6 protein-coding genes are annotated in these 12,610 nt (G+C 39.2%); all 6 read right to left on the bottom strand.

What is annotated here, in order from left to right; genetic code table 11:
- Positions 1 to 31 precede the first annotated feature (31 nt).
- The 6 genes from Q0486_RS05710 to Q0486_RS05735 all read right to left on the bottom strand — a co-directional run bounded on the left by Q0486_RS05710 (position 32) and on the right by Q0486_RS05735 (position 12,482).
- Positions 32 to 2,023 carry a fructose-1,6-bisphosphatase gene (locus tag Q0486_RS05710; protein WP_299231098.1) on the bottom strand — a complete coding sequence of 664 codons (1,992 nt, stop codon included), beginning with the start codon at positions 2,021 to 2,023 and terminating at the stop codon, positions 32 to 34.
- 33 nt (positions 2,024 to 2,056) lie between these two features.
- A complete protein-coding gene (locus tag Q0486_RS05715) occupies positions 2,057 to 3,718 on the bottom strand; it encodes a putative transporter (RefSeq protein WP_299231100.1) in 1,662 nt (553 codons plus the stop codon).
- Positions 3,719 to 4,033: 315 nt separating this feature from the next.
- Entirely contained in the window at positions 4,034 to 6,376 is a 2,343-nt protein-coding gene (locus Q0486_RS05720) for a glycoside hydrolase family 20 protein (RefSeq protein ID WP_299231102.1), read from the bottom strand.
- 99 nt (positions 6,377 to 6,475) lie between these two features.
- Positions 6,476 to 8,290 (bottom strand): RagB/SusD family nutrient uptake outer membrane protein, encoded by a 1,815-nt coding sequence (locus Q0486_RS05725; protein WP_299231103.1) that lies wholly within the window; start codon positions 8,288 to 8,290, stop codon positions 6,476 to 6,478.
- 13 nt (positions 8,291 to 8,303) lie between these two features.
- Entirely contained in the window at positions 8,304 to 11,501 is a 3,198-nt protein-coding gene (locus Q0486_RS05730) for a TonB-dependent receptor (RefSeq protein ID WP_299231807.1), read from the bottom strand.
- 372 nt (positions 11,502 to 11,873) lie between these two features.
- Entirely contained in the window at positions 11,874 to 12,482 is a 609-nt protein-coding gene (locus Q0486_RS05735; protein WP_299231105.1) for a tetratricopeptide repeat protein, read from the bottom strand.
- Between the last annotated feature and the right edge of the window lie 128 nt (positions 12,483 to 12,610).

The following is a 12,610-nucleotide window of genomic DNA, read 5'->3' on the forward strand; positions in this document are numbered from 1 at the left end:
GATGTCAAAGCGCATTTTTGTATTTACAGAATCAGATAGCTCTCTCTTTAAGTATACCTGTTCTGTAAGCTATGAGTAGCTTTTTCAGATCTTCAATCTGTATTTTCAGTTCCTCGCCTTTGTCTGTGTCTTTTACCATCATACGCTGAGTGCTGAGCTCTACTATTTGTGTTGTCGATTTAATGTCTTTACCTTCTTCAATCGCAGTCTGAGTAGATGTGAAAGGTTCATGCTGTACAAGCTGGAATCCTCTGGAATGGTATACCAGTGTATATCCGGCAATACCTGTTTCTGGTTGATATGCCTTGGAGAATCCTCCGTCTATCACCATCAGTTTTCCATTTGCCTTAATTGGTTTTTCACCCTGAACAGCTTTAACTGGCACATGTCCGTTTATGATATGTCTATGTTCTCCTGTAACATTGAATTCGTCTAGAATCATATCACACACAGCTTCATCATCTCTTTTTGAATAGTAGTAGCCTTTGATTTCCTTATGTGTAGACTTATCGGTCAGGAAGTATCTTTCGAATGTAGCCATTTTGCTTTTGTCGAAGGCTGGAGAATCCTTACCACACCACAGGTACCAGATGTAGTCCATAGCAAAATCTTTTTCGTCATTGTCATTATCTGCAAAATATGCCGTGCGTATTAATTGTCCCACTTTATTAAGCAGTTCCTTACCTTTATATTTTTTGTCGCCAATACTTATTTCTTTCAGACTTCCATCCTCATTCAGTGGCATTGATGCGTGGAAAAGCAGATTCGAGTTGCATACATTGTACATACACCCGTATCTGAACAGGCATTTCATGTGCTTACGCAATTTTTCGCTTCTGGTGAATGAATCATAAAGCTTGCTCACCACATCAGCTTCTTCTTCCGTAAGTCTGTAAGGATCCATTGGGTCTACTGTTGGCATAAGGCAGTCTCTCATTTCATACTCTTTGTCTCCCAGTCTCAATACCTTTTTTTCGAAGTCTATATGATGAAGGAGCATTCTGTCTTCCATCTTGAACTCTGGTCTGCGTTTGATTATCTCGGCTTCAAGTTTGAATTGTATTATACTTATAGCCTTATGCATTTGAGCTATCATACGCAAAGTCTTGTCACTATATTGAGCGTCATATTCTTTAGGATAGAACTGTGTGCACGGATCGTTAGCGTATGATTCCATAGCAAATGTTGCCAACGGAAGCAGGTTGATACCGTAACCGTCTTCCAGTGCTGGCAGATTGCCATATCTCATAGCCAGACGCAGAACGTTGGCAATACTGCATTTGTTTCCAGCTGCAGCCCCCATCCATAGTATATCGTGATTTCCCCACTGGATATCGAAATTGTGATAGTTACAAAGTGTATCCATTATGATGTGCGGACCAGGTCCCCTGTCAAATATATCACCGAGTATATGCAATGAGTCGATAGTAAGCCTTTGTATCAGATTGCAAAGGGCTATGATAAAATCGTCAGCTCTGTCAGTTTCAATAATAGTACTGATGATAACGTTTATGTATGCCTGTTTATTCTGTGTGGTACTGCTTTCGTGAAGTAGCTCCTGTATTATATAAGAGAATTCTTCAGGCAATGCCTTTCTGACTTTAGAGCGTGTATATTTTGATGAAACGTTCTGGCATACACTAACCAATTGGTTAAGCGTTATCACATACCAGTCGTTCATGTCCTTTTCAATTTCTTTTACTCTTATAAGCTTCTGCTCAGGATAATATATCAGAGTACATAGCTCTTTCTTTTCTGTCTCCCGAAGTGTATTGCCAAAAATCTCGTTTACTTTTCTTTTTATGGCTCCTGACGCATTCCTCAGTACATGATTGAATGCTTCGTATTCCCCATGCAAGTCTGCTAGAAAGTGTTCTGTACCTTTAGGTAAATTTAATATAGCTTCGAGATTTATAATCTCGGTACTTGCCGCTGCTATTGTCGGGAAACTTAGCGACAACAGTTCCAGGTATCTTAAATCATTCTTGATTTCCTCTATTTTCGCCTTGTTTGTTACTGTCATGGCTTTTAGATTTATATTATAATTCGTTTTTTATTATAAAAATAGCATTAGTATTATTTGTATCATAATAACCCTTGTAAACATTCCCAATGGATATACAGTAGCGTAGCTTACAGCAGGGTTGTCATTTGGAATTATGTCATTGGCATAGTTAAGTGCCATAGGGTTTGCCATACTTCCGCACAACATTCCGCACGTACTTCCGAAATCAAGATTGAACACTCTTAGTGCTACTATTGCCATTATCACTACTGGAATAAATGTTATGGCAAATCCTATACCTATCCATAATGCTCCTTCTGGGCGCATTACAGTTTCGAAGAAATGTGCCCCGGCATCAAGTCCCAGACATGCCAGATATAATGAAAGTCCTATACCTCTAAGCATGAGGTTGGCACTTCGTGTAGTGTATGTCACAAGATGAAGTCTTGGTCCGTATGCGCCAATCAGTATACCTACTATAATCGGACCTCCCGCAAGACCTAATTTAACAGGTGAACTTATACCAGGGATGCTGATAGGAATTGCTCCTATTATAAGTCCTAGTACTATACCTATAAATATAGATGCCATGTTTGGGTCTTTCAGAGTTTTTACCGTATTACCTAGAACCTTTTCTACATTTTGTATTGCCGCAGCTTCACCTACAACAGTTAGTCGGTCACCCAATTGCAGCACAAGGCCCGGTGTGGCCAATAGCTGTACCCCGCTACGGGTCACTCGGCTGATGTTAATTCCGTATGAGTTTCTCAATCTTAGGCTGCCAAGCTTTTTCCCGTTTATTTCAGGGCGTGAAACTATTACATGTTTAGAAACTAGCTGGCTGTCTATTGCGTTCCAGTCGATATCTTCCTTATTCCAGTCCCTATTTTCTTGTTCGCCGAAAAGGATAGTCAGGGTAGGAGCATCCTTTTCTGTGGTGATGACCAGTATTCTGTCGTTTTCTTTCAGAATCTTTTCAGATGTAGGAATACTCACATTTCCGTCTCTCCATAATCGTGAGATAACGAATTTCGGGTAGCTTAGTTTAGCTATATCCTGTATGCTTTTGTTGAATATGGCAGGATTATGAACTTGAAATGTTGCGATGTACGTATGGTTTGTATCGTCATGGTCGTGACATTCCATATCTTTAGGTCTGACTATTATTTTTTTCAGTACTACTATTGCCAGAATTACACCTACCACTCCCAAAGGATATGTTATGGCACAACTCAGTGCTGCTCCACTGGTCGGTTCTCCCAACTGTTTCAGAGTCTGCTGTGCTGCACCTAGTGCAGGTGTGTTAGTTGTTGCTCCACACAAGATACCTGCCATGTCCGATAGTGGTATTGAAGCTGTTTTACTTATTATTACAGCCATGGCTGTACCTAGAAGTATCACGCCTAGTCCCAACATATTAAGTTTGTAACCTCCTTTATGGAAGGAACTGAAAAATCCTGGTCCTACTTGCAGTCCAAGTGAATAGACGAATAAAACGAGTCCGAAACTTTCGGCATAGATAAGCATTTGCGGATCAATGGAAAATCCAAGATGTCCGGCAAGGATACCGATAAAGAAAACAAATGTCACTCCGAGTGAAACTCCGAACAGGTGAAGTTTCCCGAATCCTAATCCTATAGCTGTAATAAGTGACAATATAATGACAGCCTGTAAGGCTGAATGCTCAAAAAATAAATCTGTAAACCATTCCATGCCGCAAATTTACACACTTTTTTTGAGGATTGTTTATTTTATGTTATTTTATTTTTCTGAAATCTGTTCTATTTCAATTTAGGCTATATCTTGATAAACTAAATTTATAGACCATTTAAACGCTAATTAAACACTGTTTAAATATCTTCTAAGATATGATTAATACTCTTCTGTCTTTACCGTTCCGGAATAAGTTTATGGGGAGGTTATTATCAATAACATATTTATATAAGCATACCAGAATATATAAAAATTGGGTTGTCCGGTAAATCCGAACAACCCGTATGTTTGTTGTTTTGACAAATTCCAATGAACTTATCTGACACCCAGCTCATCTACAAATATATAACAAGTATTTCCTGCACCACCATGCCATTTTGGAAGAACAGCTGTAGATTTTCCGACGATTCGCACAAATCTTGTTTTAATCTTATCGAAATCTACCGAATATTCTTTGGCTACATTGTTTTTACTTCCTTTTTCCAAAACAGGAAAATCCTTAGATATAACTTTATTAAATTTTTTTGCATCTATGGAAGTATATATGTCTATACCTTTAATACCGAAAATATAGTCACCAGGAACGAGATACGTGCTTATAAATGCCGAAGATATTTCTTTTTCGGACTGAAGGTCTATTGTCACGTCAAGGTCTTCTCCGTAAAAGCCCAGGTAACGTCCGGATCTGTAGTTCCCGTCACCATACAAACCGTCATTAATAATGGATTTACCTTTATATGTATAGTTTGGGGCAGGTGAAGTATTGAGGGTGATAGGGCGCATTGTTACTGAATTATATTTTATACTTTCTTCAGACACATCACTTATCCTGTCGCTTTTTCCTTCGGTATCACTAAAACTCTTTCTTACGGCAATTGCTTTAATTGTACAGTCTTTGTCAATAGGAAATGGCTTTTCGTATTTTAAGGACGTTTTGTTAGGTTCGGAGTTGTCTGTTGTGTAATAAACATCTGCATTGTCAAAAGTAGAAAAACTTATTTCAGCTGTTCCATCTTCTTTTGATTTAATCTCGATATTTACATCGTCAATATCTTTCTTATAGTTATAACCATAGGCTCTATAGATTTCAATCTGATGTCCAAGACGTTTCAAGAAACTGTCTAGATTCTTTTTTTCAGGTGATGTCCATTGGATTTCCGAGAGTGCGGCTATACGTGGCATCATCTGCCATTCCATTTTCACACTGTCTTTTGTCCATTCTGTCCATATACATCCTTGTGCTCCAATCAATTTTCCTTTCTGTTCTTCGGTTACTTCTTCAGGAACAGGTTCGAAGTTATATACTCGGGCTACGCTGCTAACCCCTTTAAGACGGTTGTATCCTGGATTGCTGAAATACAGATGAGATATAGGACATGCAATGGTATTGTGTCCTTGTTCAACAGATTTAATTCTGGCCTTAGGACCGGTCCATGCCATAACAGTCGTGCTTTTGGCGGGATCTCCTTCCAAGATTTCATCCCATGCAAGCATCTTTCTACCTCTAGCCTGAATTTCTTTCTCTACTTCTCCCATGAACCATGCCTGTAACTGGTTTTCCTTTGTATGTTGTTTTGTATCCTTCAGGCGAAGTTCTTTTATCTTACTTTGACATTTAGGGCAAGTTTTCCAGAATTTCTTAGGGCATTCATCTCCACCTATATGGATATAGGGTGAAGGGAAAATATCCATGATTTCGTTTACAACATCCTTTGCAAACTGTAACGTCTTTTCATTACCTCCACAAAGTACTTCATTGAATACACCGAACTTTGTTGCCACCTCGTATGGACCACCGGTACATCCAAGTTCCGGATAAGATGCAAGTGCCGCAAGCATGTGCCCCGGCATATCTATTTCTGGAATAACAGTAATATATCTTTCAGCAGCATATTCTACAATCTCTCTGGCTTCTTCCTGAGTGTAGAAACCGCTTACAGGTTTACCGTCGAACTCCTTGCTTCCAGGAGCTGTTATGGTTTCCTTTCTTTTAGAACCTATTTCAGTGAGTTGAGGATATTTCTTTATCTCTATTCTCCAACCTTGATCTTCGGTGAGGTGCCAGTGGAAATAATTGATATTGTGAAGAGCCAGCATATCAATAATCTCTTTCAGATATTCAGTTGTGAAATAATGTCTTCCCACATCAATCATGAATCCTCTGAATCCGAACCGTGGATAGTCTTTAACTTTTCCGCACGGAATAGCAGCCAGAGCACTTCCGTTTGTTATTGGCAAAGCCTTGTGAATGGTCTGTATGCCATAGAAGACGCCGGCCTCTGTGCTTCCTTTTAATACAATATTGTCTGAATTTACAGTCAGTTCATATCCCTCATTTTGTTCTACAGAAGTGTCAATTTTAAGTATAATGGAATTCTTGGTTTCAGATGTTGTAAGTTTTACTTTTACTCCTGTCAGTTTATTGATGTAAGATGCTAGGAACTCTGCATTTCTTTTCATCTTCTCATTGCCCTCAGGATATGAAATGGAGGTTGATGAGTTTATTACAAACGCTGAACCATTCTGATTCTCAACCACTTCCTGTGGCAAAGGGATAACATTAAGATTACCTATTATGGTCTCTTTTTGTGAGCATGAAGAGAAACAAAGCATTAGCATAGAACATAATGCTATTGATTTGATCTGATTTTTTCTCATACAATTTATGATTTGATATTTAAGAATAATAAAATAATTGAAGGTTTTCCATACCAAATTTGATATGGAAAACCTTGTTGGGTAATGTTTACAGGTTGATTACCATCCAGGATTCTGTTTCCACAGTCCATCCATTATTCCCAACATATCTTCCTTTATAGGCTGTAGATAATCCCTGTTAGGTTTGAATTGCCAACCCTGAGGCATTGAAGAAGGTTGAACAGGTAAAATATAGCGAAGAGCCTCTCCTGTATTTCCTGATAGATTAATTTTCAAATTATTCCCATAGTGCTCTGGTAAGTTGCTTCCAATAAACAATACTCCCATTGGACGTTTTCCTATGATTAGTTCTTCTGCGGCAGCCCAACGGAGAATATCCTTGAAGCGTTTTCCCTCCAAGGCTGTCTCAACTCTTCTCTCACGGCGGACAGCCTGAATATACTTGTCAAGACCGGCGAAAGGATAATTTGGATCATCATTATATTCTCTGTCGAAATCTACAGCGGGCATACCTGCACGGTCACGCAACGGTTGTAGAACTCTTACAATTTCCGCAGCGTTTGCGGCACCGTTCTGTTCTGCCAGCGCTTCCGCGTGATTTAAAAGTACGTCAGCATATCTGAACTGTATTGCCGGGGTTGTTCCTTTAAATTCACTGATATAATCACCCTCGCAGTCAATCTGTACATGCTTCAACATTACATAACCTGTAATATTAGTACCGAAAGCAGTTCCGTCTCCAGCCAGGGCTGGCCATTCCAATATATATGGGTTCTTGTCTCTTTCAGGCTTCATACGTTGGCCAGGGAAAGCTACTGTCTGAGCCAATCGTGGATCTCGGTTTGTGGGGTCTAACTCGTCAGGATAGTTTTTCTTAAGATTCAACAATTCCTCGCCATACAATGCCCTTCCATCTTTTGAAAGGTAATCGTCTACCAGTGAGGCACATATACCAATATTACCACCACCTGTATTCAGGTATCGTGTCACACTGTTACCAACTTTGTCTCCATCATACATTTTGAACCACAAGACTTCAGGATTTGTTGAAAGATTCTGAGTGTCGAACAATTTACGGTAACTGTCGGCTCCTGCTGAGGTATAAATCTTCCATACACCACGGCTTTCAATTTCCTCACAGGCTGTAATTGCTGTTTCAAGATACTTTGCAATTTTAGCGTTCAAATCAGACTCACTTAATGTATAATCGTAGAACTTTTCTGATTTGTCCTTTTCTTTTGCATAATGATAACGTTCCCATGTAGCCTCAAACAATGCGACTTCACTTATCAAAGCACGGGCTACATCTTTATGGAGTCTCATTGAAGAAGAATTGCTCTGTTCTCCCATAAGATCTCTGGCATTTCCCAAATCCTCCAGGATTTTATCTACAATGAAAGTACGACTCTCACGAGGAAGCATCATCACTTCCATATTGGGCTCCAAAGGTTTATCTACCCATGCCAACTCTCCATAATTGATAAGCATTCTATAATAATACCATGCACGGAAATACAGTGCCTCACCTTTTAATTGATTAAAATCCTTGCTTCCCTTTTCGGGACAATTGTCTATATTGCTTAGCAAAAAGTTTATATCCCTTACGTATGTATAGTTTTCAATTGAGACGGCATTGCTCAATGATGATTGCCCCATTAGTCTTGTGTTTGCAGACGGACCTGTCATATTATCACTGTCGTAATCCTGTCCTGCAATACCGCCGCCACCGCCGGCCATGAATCCCTGTCCAATCAGTCCGCTTTCATAATAACGGTCTACATAGTTTCTTATTTCACCGACGCTCTGAAATGGGTTTGATGTTGAAAGTACCCCTTCCGGCATCTTATCCAAATCGAAACATCCGGACAAACCTATGGTAAAAGCCATAGCTAAAAGTATATTTATTCTTTTCATATATGTCAAAATATTATAAGTTAACAATCAGACCTACAGATAATACCTTATTCATAGGATAGTTCTTACCACCTTCAACTGTATATGTGTTTGAAGTGAATATTGCCTCAGGATCAAACATTCCTTTCAATTTTGTGAATGTCAGCAGGTTCTCTCCTGAGAAGAACACCTGCACTTTCTGCAATGAAGCCTTTTTAACCCATGCCTCAGGCAAAGTATAGCTCAAAGTAAGATTCTTCAGTCTGCAATATGCGGCATTCTGCATATAGCGGTCGGTAGGCTGTATGTTCTTGTTCTGGAATGGTGCGACACCACCTGCACTGTTGATGTATGGTTTCGGATAGTATGCGTCTGTATTATCCGGTCTCCAGTAATCCATGTGTTCCTTGAACACAGTAACCTGTGCGAATGAACTGAATCCCCAGAAATATACACCGCTAGGCATCCAGTCGCGTTTACCCACTCCCTGAAACATCATGCTTAGGCTCAGACCTTTCCAGCTGATAGATCCGTTTACTGTATATTGATATCTAGGAGTTTTGTTACCGATTACAGTCATGTCTCCCATATCGCTAACCATGTTTGCTCCTCTGTCAATAACCTTTCTGCCGTCTTTACCAACTTTACCGTCAAGGTCAATGTATTTGACGTCTCCCGGTTCCCAAGGCTTTCCGCTTATATATGTCAAATCATATTCCTTGTTGTATGCGTCGGCCTCTTCCTGAGTCTGAATCAATCCATCTGTACGGTAGCCCCAGATTTCTCCGTATGTCTTGCCTGTGTACCAAGAACCATTAGGGTCAATCTTGTCTTTATTCGAGTATGCTGTTACTTTGGTTACAGCATCTGAGATTGAACCACCAATACTGTAGTTTATGTCACTGCCTATTTTACCTCTATAGTTCAGCGAAAGTTCCCAGCCTCTGTCACGAAGATTTGCATTATTCTCTTGAGGAGCTGCAGCACCGAAAAAATCAGGAAAATCGCGTCCCGGTCCAAGCATATCTCTTGTGTCTCTTTGGAAGACATCCACACTACCAGTCAATGCATTACCGAAGAATCCGAAATCAAGACCTATGTTCTTGCTCTCTACTTTTTCCCATGTTGTGTATGGATTTACTACTGCTGGTGGAAGAGTATACATGTGACGACCGTCATTGAAAATATACTGTCCCAGATTTTTATTTATACTCATTGTCGATGCGAATGTGTATAAGGCAGCATTAGCCTGGTTACCTAATAATCCGTATGAAACCCTCAACTTGAGATTAGACAGGAAATCTTCTGTTTTTTGCATGAAATTCTCACGATGAATGTTCCAGCCTAAAGATACTGAAGGGAAGAATCCCCAACGGTGGTCTTTTGCAAAACGTGAAGAACCGTCATATCGTCCGTTCAACTCTAACAGGTATTTACCATCGTAGTCATAATTTATACGTCCGAAGAAACCACGTGTCGCCCATCCGGTACGAGTATCTACAACAACCTTGTCTCCTGTACCCATACCAACATTAGGGTTTGAAGTAGAATACAACCCAGTGACTGAGTTTTTCATCCAACTATAATCATTGTTTTCTTCCTGATAACCAGCCATAACAGTGAAATTATGTTTGTCTGCCAGCGAGAATATATAGTTGGTATAAAGATTTATGCTCTGATATCTTGTTGTAGAATACGCACGTGTAAATTGACCGTCGGCGGAAACACCTAATTCCGAGCGCGCCACTTTGGTCATTGTAACACCGTCTTGTTCATAAATATATGGAGCTACATTCAATGCTTCATACTCCATATTATTTTGCTTGTACGTATAGTCGAAGAAAATGAACCAGTTTTTCACAGGTTGGAATTCAAGACCAGTAGTTATATTGAATCTGTCTCTTTGTGTATCTGTATAAGTCCCGCTTTGCAAATAAGGAACCAATGATAGTTCAGTAAAGTGCCCATTAGGATCTATAGGAGAAACGGTAGGGCGGAAACGAGCCAAACTGTGATAGAATCCTTCAGATAAACCACCATCAAGAGGAATACCGTTTATTGTACCTTGATTGAATGGTGTCTTATTATCCGAATGCATATATTTTGCATTGAATTTTACTTTCATCCATTTGGTTAGTTCCGAAGAAATATTGGCATTAAGAGTGTAACGTGAGTAGTCCATATCCGCGTATTTCAGAATACCGTCTTCATTATAATATCCGGCAGAAATATAATATTGAGCCTTCTTGTTACCACCGCTAAAACTTAGATTATGATTATGCTTGAAAGCGAAGTTCTTATAATGCAGGTCAAAATAGTTTGTATTACCCAAACCAAGTTCAGAATTTTCGAAAGCGGCATTTAGTGACTGTCCAGGTTTTAACTCTGCCCATGGGTTAAGGCTTGAAGGGTCGCGCATATACTGTTCCAACTGAGCTATTTTCTCTGCTGAATAGGCTCTGTTTCCTGCACCGGCATTAGTTACACCATCATTCCAAAATTTCACGAAGTCCAGTGAATTGACCATGTCAGGTAATACAGTAGGTGTACTCCAACCTACAGTTCCTTGATAATTAGCTCGCATTTTTCCTTCCTGTCCTTTTTTTGTAGTGACAAGTATAACACCGTATGCGGCACGTGCGCCATATATAGAACATGCTGCAGCATCCTTTAGTACGGAAATGTTCTCAATATCATTAGGATTAACATCAGAAAGTTCCATTTCTACACCATCTACCAGAACATAAGGATTAGCATTCCCTGACAGGTTTCCCTGACCACGCAGTGTCAATGTTCCTGATGCTCCAGGCCTTCCTGAACCACTATTGCTTACTGTCAAGCCTGGAACCATACCCTGAAGTCCTTGTGTAGCATCTACCACGGGACGGGTCTCGAATGCATCACCTTTAACAGAAGATACAGCACCCGTAAGATTAACCTTTTTCTGAACACCATAGCCGACAACTACTACTTCATCCAATACTTCGGTATTGGTCTTAAGAACAATTTTTAGATCTGCACCATTCCATACAGTCTCCACATCTTTATAACCGACATAGGATATAACGATGATATCTCCATTTTTTACGTTTGGAATTGAAAAATCACCATCCAAACCAGTAATGGTACCGTTTGTAGTTCCTTTAACCAATACTGAGGCACCGATAATAGTTTCACCGGCCTCGTCTACAACAATTCCTTTACATTGATTTTCTTGCTGGGATATAAACATCCTGACTGCCTCCGCATGCGTTTCCGCATGGATGTAACCTCCCGAAAAACCTGACAACAACATAGTCATCGTCAAGAACTTAAACTCTGTTTTTTTCATAACTGGTTATTAAAGTTAACAAATATGTAATCTAAGAGCTTTTGGGACTCTTTTGATTAAATTTTATCATTTATTTGTATGGAGGAATCTATTTACTCCCCCTACGTATGTATAATGTAGTTTCAAATATATATAATAAAAATTAATATTCCTATTTTGTTTGTAATGATTAACTGTAATTGGTTAATTTTTGGTTTTTTTGAATTTTCTGTCTTTGTGAGTGTAGTAGTAGAACGGCTAACGGGTGTTAATCAAATACAATTTGTACAGTTTTTATTTCTGTGACATCAGTCCCATAATGTTTGTCACTTTATCTGCTAGTTCTTCTGTTGGTACATATTGGATAAGTTTCATCATCAGGTCAGTAACATCAGCATTTTTGTCAAGGGAGATAACCTTGTTCAAGTCTTCAATAGCTTCTTCGTAGTGCTTTGTGTTTATATACATTTCGGCCCTTGTCTTGAAACTTTCAGCATCATTTGGATTCAGTTTGATTGATTCGCTCATGTCATTTATTGCATTATCCCATTTGCCAAGGTTACCCCAAAGAATACTTCTTGTATAATATGCAAATGAGCGATACTCTTTGTCGTCTTCAGGGATAAGTTCCAAACTTGAGTTTGCAGCTTTCATAGCCAGAACTATGTCGTTACAGGCATTGCAAATAAGAGACATATAGCAATGTGCATATCCGTTTTCAGGGTTCCTTTCTATTTCTGTATTGAGCAGACTATAAGCAGTTTCAATGTCTCCATTGTTGAGCGCTGTTACTCCGTTGATGTAATTTTCGGATTCAGGACGATTGAAATTTTTTGCGTATAAAGTTTCGCACGCGAACATTATAATTAATAATGTGATGATAGTTTTGCTAGTGGTTTTCATGTTGTTCTAAAATTTTAAAGTTTAGGCACAAAACTATAGAGTTTTATTTTACCGGCAAAGAAAAGCGGACAAAAAATACGATAATATATAAAAAACTTCTATCTTTGTCGCATCTAAATGAAATCTAA

The organism is uncultured Bacteroides sp., assembly GCF_937912035.1.
Lineage (GTDB): Bacteria > Bacteroidota > Bacteroidia > Bacteroidales > Bacteroidaceae > Phocaeicola.

Excerpts from the sequence above, each read along its gene's own strand:
- Q0486_RS05725 (WP_299231103.1), bottom strand. The coding sequence starts at position 8,290 with ATGAAAAGAATAAATATACTTTTAGCTATGGCTTTTACCATAGGTTTG.
- Q0486_RS05735 (WP_299231105.1), bottom strand. The coding sequence starts at position 12,482 with ATGAAAACCACTAGCAAAACTATCATCACATTATTAATTATAATGTTC.
- Q0486_RS05715 (WP_299231100.1), bottom strand. The coding sequence starts at position 3,718 with ATGGAATGGTTTACAGATTTATTTTTTGAGCATTCAGCCTTACAGGCT.
- Q0486_RS05730 (WP_299231807.1), bottom strand. The coding sequence starts at position 11,501 with ATGTTTATATCCCAGCAAGAAAATCAATGTAAAGGAATTGTTGTAGAC.
- Q0486_RS05710 (WP_299231098.1), bottom strand. The coding sequence starts at position 2,023 with ATGACAGTAACAAACAAGGCGAAAATAGAGGAAATCAAGAATGATTTA.
- Q0486_RS05720 (WP_299231102.1), bottom strand. The coding sequence starts at position 6,376 with ATGAGAAAAAATCAGATCAAATCAATAGCATTATGTTCTATGCTAATG.